14 protein-coding genes and 1 riboswitch are annotated in these 17701 nt (G+C 62.0%); of the genes, 12 read left to right on the top strand and 2 right to left on the bottom strand.

Annotation, left to right across the window (positions count from 1 at the left end; all coding sequences use genetic code 11):
• The first annotated feature begins 68 nt into the window (after window positions 1–68).
• Both BFQ00_RS22760 and waaA read left to right on the top strand, forming a co-directional pair.
• A complete protein-coding gene (locus tag BFQ00_RS22760; RefSeq protein WP_065886553.1) occupies window positions 69–959 on the top strand; it encodes a LysR family transcriptional regulator in 891 nt (296 codons plus the stop codon).
• 23 nt (window positions 960–982) lie between these two features.
• Entirely contained in the window at window positions 983–2260 is a 1278-nt protein-coding gene (gene waaA / locus BFQ00_RS22755) for a lipid IV(A) 3-deoxy-D-manno-octulosonic acid transferase (protein ID WP_065934824.1), read from the top strand.
• Window positions 2261–2382: 122 nt separating this feature from the next.
• On the opposite strand, the gene BFQ00_RS22750 is transcribed toward waaA, so the two are convergent.
• Window positions 2383–3822 carry a TolC family outer membrane protein gene (locus BFQ00_RS22750; RefSeq protein ID WP_065934823.1) on the bottom strand — a complete coding sequence of 480 codons (1440 nt, stop codon included), beginning with the start codon at window positions 3820–3822 and terminating at the stop codon, window positions 2383–2385.
• A gap of 195 nt (window positions 3823–4017) precedes the next feature.
• A riboswitch (TPP riboswitch) is annotated at window positions 4018–4123 on the top strand.
• Between the two features lie 147 nt (window positions 4124–4270).
• Here BFQ00_RS22750 and thiC point away from each other — a divergent pair.
• The gene (gene thiC / locus BFQ00_RS22745) at window positions 4271–6175 is read left to right on the top strand and encodes a phosphomethylpyrimidine synthase ThiC (protein ID WP_065886550.1); all 1905 of its coding nucleotides are present in this window, start codon (window positions 4271–4273) and stop codon (window positions 6173–6175) included.
• A gap of 128 nt (window positions 6176–6303) precedes the next feature.
• Window positions 6304–7593, top strand: a complete 1290-nt coding sequence (gene cytX, locus BFQ00_RS22740) for a putative hydroxymethylpyrimidine transporter CytX (RefSeq protein WP_065934822.1) — start codon at window positions 6304–6306, stop codon at window positions 7591–7593.
• Here the strand turns inward: cytX and BFQ00_RS22735 are convergent.
• Entirely contained in the window at window positions 7562–8308 is a 747-nt protein-coding gene (locus BFQ00_RS22735; RefSeq protein ID WP_065934821.1) for an RsiV family protein, read from the bottom strand. The two genes, cytX and BFQ00_RS22735, sit on opposite strands and share 32 nt — an antisense overlap.
• A 194-nt stretch (window positions 8309–8502) precedes the next feature.
• Between BFQ00_RS22735 and BFQ00_RS22730 the strand changes: the two genes are divergently transcribed.
• The 8 genes from BFQ00_RS22730 (at window position 8503) to BFQ00_RS22695 (ending at window position 17423) form a co-directional block, all read left to right on the top strand.
• The gene (locus BFQ00_RS22730; protein ID WP_065886547.1) at window positions 8503–9120 is read left to right on the top strand and encodes an NUDIX domain-containing protein; all 618 of its coding nucleotides are present in this window, start codon (window positions 8503–8505) and stop codon (window positions 9118–9120) included.
• Entirely contained in the window at window positions 9111–9560 is a 450-nt protein-coding gene (locus tag BFQ00_RS22725) for a DUF1249 domain-containing protein (protein WP_065886546.1), read from the top strand. The genes BFQ00_RS22730 and BFQ00_RS22725 overlap by 10 nt, the downstream gene beginning before the upstream one ends.
• 97 nt (window positions 9561–9657) lie before the next feature.
• A complete protein-coding gene (cpdA, locus tag BFQ00_RS22720) occupies window positions 9658–10470 on the top strand; it encodes a 3',5'-cyclic-AMP phosphodiesterase (protein WP_065934820.1) in 813 nt (270 codons plus the stop codon).
• A gap of 180 nt (window positions 10471–10650) precedes the next feature.
• Window positions 10651–11259: a YqiA/YcfP family alpha/beta fold hydrolase gene (locus BFQ00_RS22715; protein ID WP_065934819.1), complete on the top strand. Its 609-nt coding sequence runs from the start codon at window positions 10651–10653 to the stop codon at window positions 11257–11259.
• A gap of 45 nt (window positions 11260–11304) precedes the next feature.
• Complete coding sequence (gene parE, locus BFQ00_RS22710) at window positions 11305–13209, top strand: DNA topoisomerase IV subunit B (protein WP_065934818.1); 1905 nt, start codon at window positions 11305–11307, stop codon at window positions 13207–13209.
• Window positions 13209–14204, top strand: a complete 996-nt coding sequence (locus tag BFQ00_RS22705; RefSeq protein WP_065934817.1) for an esterase-like activity of phytase family protein — start codon at window positions 13209–13211, stop codon at window positions 14202–14204. Before parE ends, BFQ00_RS22705 begins: the two co-directional genes overlap by 1 nt.
• Window positions 14205–14274: 70 nt before the next feature.
• Entirely contained in the window at window positions 14275–16539 is a 2265-nt protein-coding gene (gene parC / locus BFQ00_RS22700; protein WP_065886541.1) for a DNA topoisomerase IV subunit A, read from the top strand.
• A gap of 173 nt (window positions 16540–16712) precedes the next feature.
• The gene (locus BFQ00_RS22695) at window positions 16713–17423 is read left to right on the top strand and encodes a PqiC family protein (RefSeq protein ID WP_065894482.1); all 711 of its coding nucleotides are present in this window, start codon (window positions 16713–16715) and stop codon (window positions 17421–17423) included.
• Window positions 17424–17701 lie beyond the last annotated feature (278 nt).

Below are 17701 nucleotides of genomic sequence, written 5' to 3'. Positions count from 1 at the left end.
TCGGCATTCTAGAGGTTCAACAGATGGGGTAAAGTCATTACCTATCCGAATTGAAGATAGGTTAAGCCATGAGCGTGCAGTGGGATCTGGAACAGATGCGCCTGTTTGTCAGCGTTGCCGAACAGCGCTCGTTTTCCGCCGTGGCGCGTGGGCAGCGCAAGGCGCAGTCGGCCGTCAGCACCGCGATCGCGATGTTGGAGGCGGACCTGGGCGTCAGCCTGTTCGAGCGTAGCAGTGGCCGTCAGCCGCGCCTGACCGAAGCCGGCAGTGTGTTGCTGGAGGAAGCGCGTGAAGTGCTGCGTCAGTGCGAGCGCCTGACGGGGCGGGCGCTGTCGCTGACCCGTGGCGAGGAAGCATGTCTGCGCCTGGCTCAGGACGAGGCGATGTTGTTCCAACCGGTGCTCGACAGCCTTGCGGCGCTGGCGGTGCGCTATCCATTGCTGGAAGTGCAATTGTCCAGCGCAGCGCAAGGCGATGTGGCGCGCAAGCTGGTGGAACGTCAGGCCGACCTGGGTCTGTTGTTCTATCACGACCAGATTCCCGAAGCCCTTGAGCGGCGGGTGGTGGGCAGTGTGGAGATGGTCACGGTGTGCGGTGTCAATCATCCCATGGCCAGGGAGCAGTACGTGGACTGCCAACGGTTGGCGCAGTATCGCCAGTTGCTGATGTCGACCCAGACCAGCGTCTACCCCGGCAGTGAAGCCGCCAGCCCGCAGGTATGGCGGGCCGACAGCTTCTATGTATTGGCCGAATGGGTGATGAGCGGCCTGGGTTGGGCCTGGCTGCCACGGCACATCGTGCAATACCCCACCTATCAACAGCAGATGGTTGAACTGCGCAGCGAATGGACCCCGCCGGCGCTGGTGGTGGAGTTGGTGTGGCGTCGCGATGAGCACCTCGGGCCTGCGGCACGCTTTGTGGCTGAACGTTTTGCCGAGTGCTTGCAGGCGATCGACTGAAAAAGCCGATAAACTCCGCCGCCATGAATAGAACTCTCTACACCTGTCTGTTTTACCTGGCGCTGCCGTTGGTGGCTTTACGTCTGTGGCTGCGCGCGCGCAAGGCGCCGGCCTATGCCAGGCGCGTGGGCGAGCGATTTTCCTATGGCTTGCCTGTGATGCAGCCGGGTGGGATCTGGGTGCATGCGGTGTCGGTGGGCGAAAGCATTGCCGCCGCGCCGATGATCCGGGCCCTCCTGGCGCGTTACCCGCAGTTGCCGATGACCGTCACCTGCATGACGCCCACCGGTTCCGAGCGAATCCAGGCGCTGTTTGCCGATGAACCGCGCGTCCAGCATTGTTATCTGCCGTACGACTTGCCCTGCGCCGCCAGGCGTTTTCTTGACCGAGTACAGCCAAGGCTCGCGGTGATCATGGAAACCGAATTGTGGCCTAACCATATTCACGCCTGCGCCCAACGCGGTATTCCGGTGGCCCTGGCCAACGCGCGATTGTCGGCGCGCTCGGCCCGGGGCTATGCGCGGTTCGCCAGACTGACCGCGCCGATGCTGGCCGAAATGAGCTGGTTCGCCGTGCAGACCGAAACCGAGGCCGAGCGTTTCCGCAGTCTGGGCGCGCGACCTGAAACCGTTGAAGTCACCGGCTCGATCAAGTTTGACCTGACCATCGACCCCCAACTGCCGGAACGCGCCGCCGCCTTGCGCGAACAATGGGGCGCCGGCGAACGCCCGGTGTGGATCGCCGCCAGCACCCACGAAGGCGAAGACGAAGTCGTGCTCGACGCCCATCGTCAGTTGCTGGCCAGCTATCCCAATGCGCTGCTGATTCTGGTGCCGCGTCATCAGGAGCGCTTCGGCCCGACCTTCGATCGGTGCGTGCAGCAAGGCTTTGCCACGGTGCGGCGCTCCACTGGCGAAGCGATCAATGCTGATACCTCAGTGCTGCTGGGCGACACCATGGGCGAGTTGCTGTTTCTCTACGCGTTGGCCGACAGCGCCTTTGTCGGCGGCAGCCTGGTACCGACCGGCGGGCACAACCCGCTGGAACCGGCGGCGCTGGGCAAGCCGGTGATCATGGGGCCGCACCTGTTCAACTTCCTGGAAATCAGCGCGATGATGCGCGAGGCCGGGGCGTTGCGCGAGGTGGATGACGCAGAAGGTTTGGCCGAAGCGGTGCGCCAATTGTTCGAACTGCCGCGGGATGCGCGCAGGATGGCAGAGGCGGGATTGAAAGTGATGCAGGCCAATCAGGGAGCGCTGAAGCGTTTGCTGGACGGACTGGACAGGCTGATGACTCACTGATTCAACACAATTCAAATGTGGGAGGGGGCTTGCCCCCGATAGCGGTGTGTCAGTCACCCAACAGGTTGGCTGACCCACTGCCATCGGGGGCAAGCCCCCTCCCACATTGGTTTATGGTGTTTTCAGGAACCCGGGCGGGCCTTGAGCTGCTCGGCGGCGGCCTTGGCCAGGTCCGGTGGCAGGAAGTCTTTATCCGGGTTGTAGTCGGCTTTCAAATAGCGCGTCAAGTCCTGTAAGTCCCCCGGGTTCAAGGTGCCCGCAGCCTGCTTCAAGCGCAGGTTGTCGAGGATGTAGTCGTAGCGGCTGTTGTTGTAGTTGCGCACCGACGAGTAGAGCTGGCGCTGTGCGTCCAGCACGTCGACGATATTGCGCGTGCCCACCTGATAGCCGATTTCCGTGGCTTCCACCGCGCTCTGGTTGGAGATGATCGACTGGCGGCGTGCCTGCACCTGTTCCACATCGGTGTTCACGGCGCGGTGCAGGTTGCGGGTGTTTTCCACCACCTGGCGGCGCAGGCCTTCGCGTTGCTGCTCGGACTGATCGAGACGCGAATAGGATTCACGCACTTGCGAGCTGGTGAGGCCGCCGCGGTAGATCGGGATGTTCAACCGCAAGCCGATGGTGCGTTGCGACACATCGCCACCGTACGGGATGGGCAACTGATTCGGGTTGCTGAACCCCAGGGCATCGTTGTCGCCTTTTTCGTATTGCGCAACCGCATCGAGCGTCGGCAAGTGGCCGGCCTTGCGCTGCCTGAGGGTTTCCTCGGCGGCAGTCACTGCGTAATTGCTGGCCAGCAGGTTGAGGTTCTGGCGCCCGGCGGTTTCGACCCAGGCCTTGGCGTCGTTCGGCGCCGGCGGCAGCACCGGCAGCGTATGGACGATGCCCTGGATCGAGTTGTACTGGCGGTTGGTCAGGGTGATCAGCGCCTCGAAGGCGTCGTCCACCTGGCGCTGGGCCACGATGCGGTTGGCGCGAGCGGTGTCGTAGCTGGCCTGGGATTGCAGCACATCGGTCTTGTCCGACAGGCCCACATCGAAGCGCTCATTGGACTGGTCGAGCTGGCGTTTGAAGGCATTTTCTTCGGCCTTGGTCGAGGCCAGGTTGTCTTGCGCGCGCAGGACTGCAAAGTAGCTCTCGGCACTTTGCAAAATCAGGTTCTGTTCACTGGCCGACAGTTGCAGCGAGGCTTGCTCGCTGACGGCTTCGGCGGCTTGCAGCTGGAACCAGCGATCGGCGCGAAACAGCGGCTGGCTCAGGGTGGCGCGCCAGGAGTGCGCGTCGCGGCTGGCAGTGGCGGCGGGCTGGTCGATCTGGGTGCGCACGTTGTTACTGTCGGCACCGGCCGACAGGTTCGGCAGCAAGCCTGCGCGCGCCTGGGGCACCACTTCTTTCTGCGCGCCATATTGAGCGCGGGCAGCGGCCAGGTCGGCGTTGTTGCTCGCCGCTTCCTGGTAGACGCTGACCAGGTCGGTGTTGGCGGACAAGGGCGCTTCAGCTGCCCAGACCATTCCATTGGTCGCACAAGACACGGCAATTGCCAGTGAAAGTTTGCGCAGCATGAGGCGATCCCTGAGTAAATATTACGATGATAATTTATTGCCCAAGGCTACGGTGGCAAAGAGGGAGCGTCAAGCCTTGAGGCAGCTCAGGAGTGTAGTGGCCGGGCCTCGGCACAACAATCCTGTAATTACGCCATTTATCATCCTGACGACAGTGTCATTGGCAATTTGCCCACGCCATGGTCTAGACTGGCCGGGTTCTTGTCGGGGTGCCTTGTTGGAAGGCTGAGATCGGTAAATACCGGATCCCGTTGAACCTGATCAGGTTAACGCCTGCGTAGGGAACAAGATTTCTCGTCACCCGGCGAGTCCTCTTGTGCTTCGTCCGGGAAGTTGTTCGACAATCGAACAGCCCTCGTGCGCAAGCACAGCACTGGTTTCAGTGCGTCCGTCCGTCACAGGTTCGCTCCGACAACAATCCACCGCCCGGATAAGTTGGAGAGCCCTGATGAGCACCGAATTAAAAAGCCAAAAATCAAAAAACACCGTGCACTTGAGTGAATCGGCCAAGGTCGACTCCGGTTCCGTGCAGCCGTTTACCCGCTCACAGAAGATCTATGTACAGGGCTCGCGTCCCGATATTCGCGTGCCCATGCGCGAAATCAGCCTGGATGTGACGCCCACCGAGTTCGGCGGTGAAATCAATGCACCGGTGGTGGTCTACGACACATCGGGTCCGTATACCGATCCCAACGTGATCATCGACGTGCGCAAAGGCCTGGCCGACGTGCGCTCGCCCTGGATCGAAGAGCGCGGCGATACCGAGCGACTGGCTTGCCTGAGCTCACGCTACGGCCAGGAACGCCTGGATAACCCGGACCTGGCCTACCTGCGCTTTGCCCACCTGCAGAACCCACGACGGGCCAAGGCCGGCGCCAACGTCAGCCAGATGCACTACGCGCGCAAAGGCATCATCACGCCCGAAATGGAATATGTAGCCATCCGCGAAAACATGAAGCTTGAGGAAGCCCGCGCCGCCGGCCTGCTCAAGCAGCAGCATGCGGGACACAGCTTTGGCGCCAGCATTCCAAAGATCATCACGCCCGAATTTGTCCGTGAAGAAATCGCCCGTGGCCGCGCCATCATCCCGGCCAACATCAATCACACTGAACTGGAACCGATGATTATCGGCCGTAACTTCCTGGTGAAGATCAACGGCAATATCGGTAACAGTGCGCTGGGCTCGTCCATCGAAGAAGAAGTGGCGAAGATGACCTGGGGCATTCGCTGGGGCTCCGATAACATCATGGACCTGTCCACCGGCAAGCACATCCACGAAACCCGCGAGTGGATCATCCGCAACTCGCCGGTGCCGATCGGCACCGTACCCATCTACCAGGCACTGGAGAAAGTCGACGGTGTGGCGGAAGACCTGACCTGGGAACTGTTTCGCGACACCCTGATCGAGCAAGCCGAACAGGGCGTCGACTACTTCACAATCCATGCCGGTGTATTGCTGCGCTATGTGCCGCTGACCGCCAACCGCGTCACCGGCATCGTCAGCCGTGGCGGCGCGATCATGGCCAAATGGTGCCTGGCGCACCACAAGGAAAACTTCGCCTACACGCATTTCGAAGAAATCTGCGAAATCATGAAAGCCTATGACGTCAGCTTTTCGCTGGGTGACGGCTTGCGTCCGGGCTCGGTGGCCGACGCCAACGACGCCGCGCAATTCGGTGAGCTGGAAACCCTTGGCGAGCTGACCAAGATCGCCTGGAAGCACGACGTGCAAACCATGATCGAAGGCCCCGGCCACGTGCCGATGCAGTTGATCAAGGAGAACATGGACAAGCAGCTCGAATGCTGCGACGAGGCGCCGTTCTACACCCTCGGCCCGCTGACTACCGACATCGCGCCGGGCTATGACCACATCACCTCCGGCATCGGCGCGGCGATGATCGGCTGGTTCGGTTGCGCCATGCTCTGCTACGTCACGCCCAAGGAACACCTGGGGTTGCCGAACAAGGATGACGTGAAGACCGGGATCATCACTTACAAGATCGCCGCCCACGCCGCCGACCTCGCCAAAGGCCATCCGGGCGCGCAGATTCGCGACAACGCGCTGAGCAAGGCGCGCTTCGAATTCCGCTGGGAAGACCAGTTCAACCTGGGCCTGGACCCGGACACCGCCCGGGCGTTTCACGACGAGACCCTGCCGAAAGAGTCCGCCAAGGTCGCGCATTTCTGTTCGATGTGCGGGCCGAAGTTCTGCTCGATGAAAGTCACCCACGAAGTGCGTGAGTACGCGGCCAACCAGCGCATTGAAGCGGTGGATGTGGACGTGGCCAAGGGCTTGGCCGAGCAGGCGGAGCGGTTCAGGCAGGAAGGCAGTCAGCTCTACAAGAAAGTCTGATCCGGGATTGCAGGCGCCTGTACCGGCCTCATCGGGGGCAAGCCCCCTCCCACACTTGAATGTGTGGGAGGGGGCTTGCCCCCGATAGCCGTATTTCAAACAACAAATGCCCCTCAGAGATTCCACCCTTGAGCATTCAACCGAGCACCTATTCGCCGGACATTGCAGTCCCCCAGGACAAGCGCGTCTTCGGCGCCCGCGACCTGTTCTCCCTGTGGTTCTCCCTCGGCATCGGCCTGATGGTCCTGCAAACCGGCGCCTTGCTGGCGCCGGGCCTGGGGCTGTCGGGTTCATTGCTGGCCATCTTGCTCGGCACCCTGGTCGGCGTGCTGTTGCTGGCCGCCGTCGGCGTGATCGGCAGCGACACCGGGCTGTCCGCCATGGCCGCGCTCAAGCTCAGCCTCGGTAGCCGCGGTGCGAGCCTGCCGGCGCTGTTGAACCTGCTGCAATTGATTGGCTGGGGTTCGTTCGAAATCATCGTCATGCGCGATGCCGCCAGCTTGTTGGGTGCGCGTGCGTTCAGCGAGGGCAGCCTGTTGGCGAGCCCCTTGTTGTGGACCGTGTTGTTTGGCGGCCTTGCCACCATGCTGGCGGTGAGTGGCCCGTTGACCTTCGTGCGGCAAATCCTGCGCAAATGGGGCATCTGGCTGCTGCTCGCGGCCTGTCTGTGGCTGACCTGGAACCTGTTTGCCAAGGCCGATCTCGTCGCGCTGTGGGCCCAGGCCGGTGACGGCTCGATGCCGTTTGCGGTGGGCTTTGACATTGCCATCGCCATGCCGCTGTCGTGGCTGCCGCTGATCGCCGACTACTCACGCTTTGGCAAACGCGCGAAAAGCGTGTTCGGCGGCACCGCGCTGGGGTTCTTTATCGGTAATTTCTGGCTGATGAGCCTGGGGGTGGCCTACACCCTGGCCTTTGCGCCCAGCGGTGAAGTCAATGCGCTGCTATTGGCCCTGGCCGGCGCCGGCCTGGGGATTCCGCTGTTGCTGATCCTGCTGGACGAGTCGGAAAACGCCTTTGCCGACATTCATTCGGCGGCGGTGTCGAGCGGGGTGCTGCTGCGTTTGAAAGTCGAGCACCTGGCGTTGGCCATCGGTGTGATTTGCACCGTGATTGCCTGCCTGGCGCCCCTGGCGCAATACCAGAACTTCCTGTTGCTGATCGGCTCAGTGTTTGCGCCACTGTTCGGCGTGGTATTGGTGGATCACTTCATCCTGCGCCGTCGGCGCCAGGGCGCGGTGACCCAGCTGCATTGGCCGGCGCTGCTGGCGTGGCTGGGCGGCATCGGCACCTACCACCTGCTGGCGCACCTGTATCCGGATATCGGCGCAACCCTGCCGGCATTGCTGCTGGCAGGGTTGCTGCAGTTCATCCTGGGGCGGGCGGTCAGTGGCGCGCAGGCATCAGCTCAGGCTTGATCACACCGGTCAGGCGCGCATAGGGGATGGTGATTTCGATCAGCCCCTGGGCGTAGGGGGCGATGGTGGTGACGTTGTACTTGAGCACCACGCCGCCGCTGGTCAAGGCCACGTTCGGGGTTTTCTGGAACGGCCAGTTCTTCACGAACTCCGGGTCGCGGTCCATCTTGGTGTTGATCAACCAGCTGTTGTGGGCAACTTTTGCGGTATTCCAGAAGGCCTGCTCCTGGCCGGGCAACAGCATGTCGGCCAGGCCCAATTCCTTGTGCAGCACCCGTGAATAGTTGATGAAACCGCGGCCAGGTTCACCGTGGGCCACGCCGGTGTCCAGGTAGCTGGACACTTCAACGATCACCAGTCCGTCATGCTGCTCACGTACCTTGGCCTGCAAGTACATGCTGTGGCGGTCGGGGGATTCGCGCAGGAATGTGTCCCGGTAGGCATTCAGGGTCGCAGGGATGCTGGCGCCGGGCGTGGTGCGGGTCATCTGCAGCAGGCGCTGCTCGACCAGTTTGTCCAGTTGCGGGTCGGCGGGGAAATGCACGGTGTCGATGTTCACCAGCGGACAATCAGGGCTGCCGCAGCCGGGCTTGATCTGCTCCGACTTGTCGGTGGTGACGTCCAGCGGTTTGAGCTGGCCGGACTGGAACAGGCTCTGGCAGGCACCCAGGGTCAAGGCAATACAAGCCATGGAGGCGATTTTTAAAAGCGACATGTGTGTCCTTCGTAAATCGATGGAAAGCGAAAAGAGTAGCGCTTGGACTGCCAACAGGGCCGCCAGTTCGCCACTAGACTGATTAGTGTGAGTTTGACGCCCGCCGTCTATCCCGGCAACCGGAAAGGGGCTGCGCCGAGCCACTTGGGCGCGTTAGGATGGCGCCCACTGCACGGCTTATGACGAGGAAGAATATGACGGACTTTACGAAGTCGACGCCGAAGAATATCGAGATTGTTCAGCGCGACTCTGCCTACAAGGGCTTCTATCAGCTCGATCGAGTGCAACTGCGCCACGAGAAGTTCGACGGCGGCATGAGCCGCGTGATCAATCGTGAAGTGTTTGTACGCCATGATGCGGTGTGCGTACTGCCCTACGATCCGCAGCGCGATGAAGTGGTACTGATCGAGCAGTTCCGCGTCGGCGCCATGGGGCGTGCCGACAACCCGTGGCTGGTGGAAATGGTCGCCGGTCTGATCGACAAGGACGAGCAACCCGAGGAGGTTGCACACCGCGAAGCCGAGGAGGAAGCTGGGCTGACGTTCTCCGCGCTGTGGCCGATCACCAAGTATTTCCCGTCGCCTGGCGGCAGTACCGAGTTCGTCCACCTGTACCTGGGCCGTTGCGACAGCTCACAGGCCGGTGGTATCCATGGATTGGAAGAAGAGGCCGAAGATATCCGCGTGACCACCTGGGCATTCGAAGATGCCTTCCAGGCTGTGCGCGACGGCAGGATTTCCAATGCAGCCAGCATCATCGCCCTGCAATGGCTTGCGCTTAATCGCGCGGAAGTGAGGGGGCTATGGCAGTAAAGGCACGGGAACGTTACCGGGTTGACCTGATCGGGCTGCAAGCCGCGTGCGAGGCCAACTACGCGCGGCTGATGCGCCTGCTCCCCGACATGCGCCACACGCCCCAGGCGCGGCGCATTGCCGTAACCCACGGCGACCAGATGCTGGGCGTGCTGACCCTGGAAGTCATCGTCAATTGCCCGTACACCACCACCCTGCGCGTGCGCCAGGAACACAGCCTGCCCTGGCTGCCGGTGCCGCAGCTGGAAGTGCAGGTGTACCACGATGCACGCATGGCCGAAGTGATCAGTGCCGAACATGCGCGACGCTTTCGCAGCATCTATCCTTACCCGAATGTGTTCATGCACCAGCCCGATGAGAAAGCCCAGCTCAATGTGTTCCTCGGCGAATGGCTGAGCCACTGCCTGGCCCTGGGCCATGAGTTCGAAGTCGTGCGGTAGATGTGAACTGCGTTTGTTTCCCTGGGTTTCCTCTTTGTGTCCTGCCCCAGCATAATTGCCCCACCTGTCTATTCCTGTGACCGCTAGGGAGAGCGCCTTGCCGAGCGTATCCGCCATGAACCCTGACGCTGTGCTGTTGGTGCAACTGTCCGACAGCCATTTGTTTGCCGATGCAGACGTCAAGCTGCTGGGCATGAATACCCGCGACAGCCTGCGGCGGGTGATCGACCTGGTGCGCGAACAGCAGTCGCACATCGATCTGGTGCTGGCCACGGGGGATCTGTCCCAGGACGGCACATTGGCGTCATACCAGCAATTTCGCGACATGACCGCGCCGATGGGCGCTCCCGCGCGCTGGCTGCCCGGCAACCACGATGAGCCGCAGATCATGGCCCACGCTGCCGTGCACAGCGACCTGCTGGAGCCGGTGGTTGACGTCGGCAACTGGCGCGTGACCCTGCTGGACTCCGCCGTGCCCGGTTCCGTGCCCGGCTACCTGCAGGACCAGCAACTGCAACTGCTCGTCCAGGCCTTGAGCGAAGCGCCGAACCGGCATCACCTGGTGTGCCTGCATCATCATCCGGTGTCGATCGGCTGCGCCTGGATGGAGCCTATCGGCCTGCGCAATCCGGATGCGCTGTTTGCCGTGCTTGACCGCTTCCCCCAAGTGAAAGCGGTTTTGTGGGGCCATGTGCACCAGGAAATCGACGGCGAGCGCAACGGCGTGCGCCTGCTGGCGTCGCCGTCCACCTGCATCCAGTTCGCGCCCGGGAGTGAGGACTTCCAGGTCAGCGACCAGGCTCCAGGCTATCGCTGGCTGCGTTTGCATGCCGACGGGCGGTTGGAGACCGGGGTGGAGCGGGTCAGGGATTTCGCTTTCACCGTCGACTACGGCAGCAACGGCTATTAATAGCTGTAAACGCTGATCAAAAGGTGGGAGGGGGCTTGCCCCCGATTGCGGTGTGTCAGCTGCCACATGTGCTGACTGACACTCAGCCATCGGGGGCAAGCCCCCTCCCACATGGGTTCTCACACAGGCCCCTTATCCCTGTAAACTGCGCCTCTTTGGCTGAGTCACGGAGAGCCCGGCATGTCCGCTTCGATCCTCTATATTCACGGTTTCAACAGTGCGCCGGCCTCCAACAAGGCCAGCCAGTTGATCACCGTAATGGGCAAGCTTGGCCTGTCCGGGCAGCTGCGTGTTCCGGCGCTGCATCACCATCCGCGTCAGGCGATTCCTCAATTGGAGGAGGCCATCGCAGAACTGGGCAGGCCGCTGCTGGTCGGCAGTTCATTGGGCGGCTACTATGCAACCCATCTTGCCGAACGCCATGGCCTCAAGGCGCTGCTGGTCAACCCGGCGGTCAGCCCCCATCGGATGTTTGACGGCTACCTGGGAACCCAGAAGAACCTCTACACCGACGAAAGCTGGGAGTTGACCCTCGACCACGTCACGGCGTTGGCCGAGCTGGAAGTACCGGCTCCTCAGGGCGCCGCGCGTTATCAGGTGTGGTTGCAGACCGGGGACGAAACCCTGGATTATCGCCTGGCCCAGCAGTATTACCGCGCCTGTGCCTTGCGCATCCAGGCCGGTGGCGACCACGGTTACCAAGGGTTCGCCCAGCAATTGCCGGCATTGTTGAGCTTTGCCGGCATTGGCGCTGATCAGTATCAATCCTTCGATTTTTCGTCACTGTAAAAATCGCAGGTCACTTTTTAATCGAACGACTCACGACGAGACCCCATGGCCACTCCCAGCGCTAGCTCTTATAACGCCGACGCCATCGAAGTCCTCTCGGGCCTCGACCCGGTGCGCAAACGCCCCGGCATGTACACCGACACCAGTCGGCCGAACCACCTTGCCCAGGAAGTCATCGACAACAGTGTCGACGAAGCCTTGGCCGGGCACGCCAAGTCGGTGCAGGTCATTCTCCACGCCGACCACTCCCTGGAAGTGTCCGACGACGGTCGCGGCATGCCGGTGGACATTCACCCGGAAGAGGGTGTATCGGGCGTCGAACTGATCCTCACCAAACTGCATGCCGGTGGCAAGTTCTCCAACAAGAACTACCAGTTCTCCGGCGGCTTGCACGGTGTGGGGATTTCCGTGGTCAACGCCTTGTCCACGCAGGTCAGGGTCAAGGTCAAGCGTGACGGCAACGAATACCAGATGACCTTCGCCGATGGCTACAAAGCCACCGAGCTGGAAGTGGTCGGCACCGTCGGCAAGCGCAACACCGGGACCAGCGTGTACTTCGCGCCGGACCCGAAATACTTCGATTCGCCGAAATTCTCCATCAGCCGTCTCAAGCATGTGCTCAAGGCCAAGGCCGTGCTGTGCCCGGGCCTGTTGGTGAGCTTTGAAGACAAAGGCACCGGCGAAAAGGTCGAGTGGCACTACGAAGACGGCCTGCGCTCCTACCTGGAAGATTCGGTCAGCGACTTCGAACGCCTGCCCAACGCGCCGTTCTGCGGCAGCCTGGCCGGTAACAAGGAAGCCGTCGACTGGGCGCTGTTGTGGTTGCCCGAAGGCGGCGACAGCGTGCAGGAAAGCTACGTCAACCTGATTCCCACCGCCCAGGGCGGCACCCACGTCAACGGCTTGCGCCAGGGCTTGCTGGACGCCATGCGCGAATTCTGCGAATACCGCAGCCTGCTGCCGCGCGGCGTGAAGCTGGCGCCGGAAGACGTGTGGGAGCGCATTGCGTTCGTGCTGTCGATGAAAATGCAGGAGCCGCAGTTCTCCGGCCAGACCAAGGAGCGCCTGTCCTCCCGCGAGGCGGCGGCGTTTGTCTCCGGTGTGGTCAAGGATGCCTTCAGCCTGTGGCTCAACGAGCACCCGGAACTGGGCCTGGCCCTGGCGGAGCTGGCGATCAACAACGCCGGTCGTCGCCTCAAGGCCAGCAAGAAAGTCGAGCGCAAGCGCATCACCCAGGGGCCGGCATTGCCCGGCAAGCTGGCCGATTGCGCCGGGCAGGACCCGATGCGCTCCGAGCTGTTCCTGGTGGAAGGTGATTCCGCCGGCGGTTCCGCCAAGCAAGCGCGGGACAAGGAATTCCAGGCGATCCTGCCGTTGCGCGGCAAGATCCTCAACACCTGGGAAGTCGATGGCAGCGAAGTGCTGGCCAGCCAGGAAGTGCACAACATCGCCGTGGCCATTGGGGTCGACCCTGGCGCAGCGGACATGAGCCAGCTGCGCTACGGCAAGATCTGCATCCTCGCCGATGCCGACTCCGACGGCCTGCACATTGCCACCTTGCTGTGCGCGTTGTTCGTGCAGCACTTCCGCCCGTTGGTGGATGCCGGTCACGTCTATGTCGCCATGCCGCCGCTGTACCGCATCGACCTGGGCAAGGAGATTTTCTACGCCCTGGACGAAGCCGAGCGCGATGGCATTCTCGATCGCCTGGTGGCCGAGAAGAAGCGCGGCAAGCCACAGGTCACGCGATTCAAGGGCCTGGGTGAAATGAACCCGCCGCAACTGCGCGAAACCACCATGGACCCGAACACCCGGCGTCTGGTGCAGTTAACCCTGGAAGACTTCGCCGGCACTTCGGAAATGATGGACATGCTGCTGGCGAAAAAGCGTGCGCCGGATCGCAAGGCCTGGCTCGAATCCAAAGGCAACCTGGCCGAGGTAATGGGCTGATGCGCACAGGCGTCGCCCTGGCGATCCTGATGGTGTGCGGGTTGGCAGCCACCGATGGGGTGGCCGCGCCCGTGGCTGAGCTCAAGCTGGTGTCGGAACATCCGGTAGACGGCATGCGCGGCGGCAACCTGTCGGGCCTGGCGCTGTGCGGCAAGGAACTGTGGACGGTATCGGACCGCGATGATGACCGGATTTATCGTCTGGACACCCGCGAGCCGACCTGGAACGCCGAGGCATTGACGATCGACGTACCCCCCGTGCCCGAATCCGGCCTGCCGTGGGGGTTGCGCTCGCGCACCAAGGCGGCTTCGTTCATTCGCGGTGGAGACCTGGATTTCGAAGGCATCAGCTGTGATGCGGCAGGCAACCGCTACATCGTCAGCGAAGCCCATGCGGCGGTGTTGCAGGTACCGGCAGCCGGCGCCCCCGAATGGTTGAAGATCGCCCCGGGCATGGTGCGCGAGGCGCGGGCCAGCGGCATGTTGCTGCACTTCAATGCGTTGTTCGAAGGCCTGACGGTGAGCCCGCAAGGCAATCAGATCTGGCTGGCCGCCGAGCGTGAGCGCCGTGGACTGATCTCGATCAAGCGCGGGCAGAGCGTGTGGGATTGCGAGGGGGCTTGCGTATTGTTGAGCGAGGCCGGGCTGGAAGTGCAGCCGGCGCAGTTCACCAACGCCAAGGCCGTGTCCAAGGATTTTGCCGACCTGGCGCTGTTCAACGACAAGCTGTTCACCCTGGAGCGCAATGCATTCCAGATTTGCCGACGCGATACGGTGACGGCCAGGGTTGAGCTGTGCTGGTCGTTTGCCGACGAAACCCTGACGCCCGAACGGCGTTACCCCCAACCCTATGGCCTGGCCGAAGCCCTGGTGGTGGACGCCGATGGCGCCTGGATCGGTATCGACAATAATTTTGGCGCGCGTGCCGACGGTGAAAAGCGCCCGGTGGTCTATCGGTTTGCCGCCCCGGCCGGCGGCTGGAGTGCCCAGCCATGAGCCGCGACTTTTTTGAATTGAATCAGCGCAGCGGCAGTTCCGCTGCGCCTTACCCAATGATGAGGCCCGCATGAGTGACATCCTCGCAGACAGCTTAGATGGCGTAGAACGCCGATCGCTGGCTGACTTCACCGAAAATGCCTACCTCAACTACTCCATGTACGTGATCATGGACCGTGCCCTGCCGCATATCGGCGACGGCTTGAAGCCGGTACAACGGCGCATTATCTACGCCATGAGTGAGTTGGGCCTGGACGCCGATTCCAAGCACAAGAAGTCGGCGCGTACCGTCGGTGACGTGCTCGGCAAGTTCCACCCTCACGGCGATTCGGCCTGCTACGAAGCCATGGTGCTGATGGCCCAGCCGTTCAGCTACCGCTACACCCTGGTCGACGGCCAGGGTAACTGGGGGGCGCCGGATGATCCCAAGTCCTTCGCCGCCATGCGTTACACCGAGGCGCGTCTGTCGCGTTATTCGGAAGTATTGCTCAGCGAGCTGGGCCAGGGCACCGCGAACTGGGGGCCCAACTTTGACGGCACCCTCGACGAACCCCTGGTGTTGCCGGCACGTTTGCCGAATATCCTGCTCAATGGCACCACCGGCATCGCGGTCGGCATGGCCACCGATGTGCCGCCGCACAACCTGCGCGAAGTCGCCGCCGCCTGCGTTCGCCTGCTGGATGAGCCAAAAGCCACGGTCGAGCAGCTCTGCGAGCATATCCAGGGCCCGGATTACCCGACCGAAGCGGAAATCATCACCCCGCGCGCCGACCTGCTGAAAATGTACGAAACCGGCAAGGGATCGGTGCGCATGCGCGCGGTGTATCACGTCGAAGACGGCGACATTATCGTGACCGCGTTGCCGCATCAGGTGTCCGGCGCCAAGGTGCTGGAGCAGATCGCCGCGCTGATGCAGGCCAAGCCGTCGAAACTGCCGCAGGTTGCCGACTTGCGCGACGAGTCCGACCACGAGAACCCTTGCCGCATCGTGATCATCCCGACCAACAGCCGGGTGGATCATGCAGTGCTGATGCAGCATCTGTTTGCCAGCACCGACCTGGAGTCCAGCTATCGGGTCAACGTCAACATCATCGGCCTGGACGGCAAGCCGCAGCTCAAGAACCTGCGCAACCTGCTGGTGGAATGGCTGGAGTTTCGCGTACAGACCGTGCGCCGGCGCCTGCAATTTCGCCTGGATAAGGTCGAGCGCCGCCTGCACCTGTTGGACGGCTTGTTGATCGCCTACCTCAACCTGGATGAAGTGATCCATATCATCCGTACCGCCGAGCACCCGAAAGCCGAGCTGATCGCGCGTTTCGAATTGAGCGAGATCCAGGCTGACTACATCCTCGACACCCGCTTGCGCCAGTTGGCGCGACTGGAAGAAATGAAGCTGCGCGACGAGCAGGACGCATTGCTCAAGGAACAAGCCAAGCTGCAAGCGCTGCTGGGCAGTGAAGCCAAGCTCAAGAAGCTGGTGCGCAGCGAGCTGATCAAGGACGCCGAAACCTACGGCGATGACCGCCGGTCGCCGATTGTCGAGCGTGCGGAAGCGAAAGCTCTGACAGAAACCGAGCTGCTGCCTAATGAGAAAATTACCGTCGTTCTGTCGGAAAAGGGTTGGGTTCGCTCCGCCAAAGGGCATGATATTGACGCCACCGGGCTTTCGTACAAGGCCGGTGATGGCTTCAAGACCGCTGCCGCCGGGCGTTCCAACCAGTTTGCGGTGTTTATCGACTCGACCGGGCGCAGTTATTCGGTGCCGGCCCACACGCTGCCTTCCGCACGGGGGCAGGGCGAGCCGCTGACCGGGCGCCTTACACCGCCACCGGGGGCGAATTTCGAGTGCGTGCTGCTGCCGGACGATGATTCGTTGTATGTCATCGCCTCCGACGCCGGTTACGGATTCGTGGTCAAGGGTGAAGACCTGCAGGCCAAGAACAAGGCGGGCAAGGCGCTGCTGAGCCTGCCGAACAATGCCAAGGTGATCCTGCCGCGACCGGTGGAGGATCGTGAGCACAACTGGCTGGCCTCGGTGACCACCGAAGGGCGTCTGCTGGTCTTCAAGATCAGCGACCTGCCGCAGCTGGGCAAGGGCAAGGGCAACAAGATCATTGGTATCCCGGGAGAGCGTGTGGCCAGTCGCGAAGAGTACGTGACCGACATCGCCGTGATCCCCGAAGGCGCTACGCTGGTGCTTCAGGCCGGCAAGCGCACGCTGTCGCTGCGCCCTGACGACCTTGAGCACTACAAGGGCGAGCGCGGTCGACGCGGCAACAAACTGCCTCGAGGCTTCCAGCGAGTGGATGCTTTGTTGGTAGAAACGCCTGCTTAAGGCGTACTAGAGGCCTCGATCTACGATTTAACGCGTAGATCGACGCTTTGGCGCTGGAGTCATGGCGCATATTCACGGATGATATGGCCTTTCCAGCGCCGGCGTGGCCGAGCGTGTTTAGGTTATTTTTAGTATTACATTGTGGTTCGCCTTGTGGCAGCCACCTGGATGGGATGATGACTGCTCCACGCCTTCCTCTATTTTTGATGCTCGCTGGCCTGTTAGGGCTGGCGGGTTGCAGCACCCACCAGCCGGTGTCGCTGTACCAGCTGGACAGCGGAAGTCCGGCTCAGCCAGCACAAACCGCCGGCATGGCGGTCCTGCTGGGTCCGGTCATCGTTGCTGATTACCTGCAACGCGAGACCCTGCTCCAACGTCAGAACGACGGAAGCCTGCAAGGTTCCACGGATGGTCGTTGGGCGGGTAGCCTTTCTTCCGATATCAATCAATTGATGTTGCGTCAGGTGGCCGGTCAGTTGGACAGCCAGCGCGTGGTCCTGGCGCCTGGCCCATCCGGGTTTTCCCCGGATGTGCAGGTGTTGCTGACTATCACGCGGCTTGACTCCGGCAAGTCGCAACCGGCGATCCTCGATGCACAGTGGCGCTTGATCGACCGTCGCGGGCAAGTACGGGACAACCGTATCGTGCACCTGCAGGAAGAACATGCCGGTACCACCGCGTCCCAGGTCCAGGCCCAGGGCGTATTGTTGCAGCACCTTGCGCAGCAGTTGTCGGTGGCGCTCAAGCCGCTGGCCAACCAGCCGCCGATTGCCGAGGCACCGCGCAAGCAGGCACCGGCACAGGCCAAGCCCGCGACGCCGGAAAAACCGAAGATGCCGATGGCAACACCGATTCGTACGGATCTGGAAGTGTTCAGGTTTTGATCTGAATGCCAGGCAAATAAAAGGCCCGCTGAGTAAGCGGGCCTTTTGTTTGGGCTGCAATTTAAGCTGCCCCCCAATTAACTGTGGGAGGGGGCTTGCCCCCGATGGCGGTGGGTCAGTTAATGCATCTCTGACTGGACTAGCGCTATCGGGGCATACGTATCTACACAACTCTGTATCCCCCACCGTAACCACGATGCGAAGCGAGCCGCTCTTGATCTTGATCTGCTTTTGATCTCAGGCGCCCCGTTAAACCACGCTGGCCGAACGCAGGCTTG

This window comes from Pseudomonas sp. 28 E 9, assembly GCF_900004785.1.
In the GTDB taxonomy this organism is placed as follows: Bacteria; Pseudomonadota; Gammaproteobacteria; order Pseudomonadales; family Pseudomonadaceae; genus Aquipseudomonas; species Aquipseudomonas orientalis_A.
Note: the sequence above shows the minus strand (reverse complement) of the source record. Positions and strands in the feature narration are given on the sequence as shown.

What these genes read in the sequence shown, in the direction of transcription:
- BFQ00_RS22760 (WP_065886553.1), top strand. Translation starts at nt 69, where the DNA reads ATGAGCGTGCAGTGGGATCTGGAACAGATGCGCCTGTTTGTCAGCGTT.
- waaA (WP_065934824.1), top strand. Translation starts at nt 983, where the DNA reads ATGAATAGAACTCTCTACACCTGTCTGTTTTACCTGGCGCTGCCGTTG.
- BFQ00_RS22750 (WP_065934823.1), bottom strand. Translation starts at nt 3,822, where the DNA reads ATGCTGCGCAAACTTTCACTGGCAATTGCCGTGTCTTGTGCGACCAAT.
- thiC (WP_065886550.1), top strand. Translation starts at nt 4,271, where the DNA reads ATGAGCACCGAATTAAAAAGCCAAAAATCAAAAAACACCGTGCACTTG.
- BFQ00_RS22735 (WP_065934821.1), bottom strand. Translation starts at nt 8,308, where the DNA reads ATGTCGCTTTTAAAAATCGCCTCCATGGCTTGTATTGCCTTGACCCTG.
- BFQ00_RS22730 (WP_065886547.1), top strand. Translation starts at nt 8,503, where the DNA reads ATGACGGACTTTACGAAGTCGACGCCGAAGAATATCGAGATTGTTCAG.
- BFQ00_RS22725 (WP_065886546.1), top strand. Translation starts at nt 9,111, where the DNA reads ATGGCAGTAAAGGCACGGGAACGTTACCGGGTTGACCTGATCGGGCTG.
- BFQ00_RS22715 (WP_065934819.1), top strand. Translation starts at nt 10,651, where the DNA reads ATGTCCGCTTCGATCCTCTATATTCACGGTTTCAACAGTGCGCCGGCC.
- parE (WP_065934818.1), top strand. Translation starts at nt 11,305, where the DNA reads ATGGCCACTCCCAGCGCTAGCTCTTATAACGCCGACGCCATCGAAGTC.
- BFQ00_RS22705 (WP_065934817.1), top strand. Translation starts at nt 13,209, where the DNA reads ATGCGCACAGGCGTCGCCCTGGCGATCCTGATGGTGTGCGGGTTGGCA.
- parC (WP_065886541.1), top strand. Translation starts at nt 14,275, where the DNA reads ATGAGTGACATCCTCGCAGACAGCTTAGATGGCGTAGAACGCCGATCG.
- BFQ00_RS22695 (WP_065894482.1), top strand. Translation starts at nt 16,713, where the DNA reads ATGATGACTGCTCCACGCCTTCCTCTATTTTTGATGCTCGCTGGCCTG.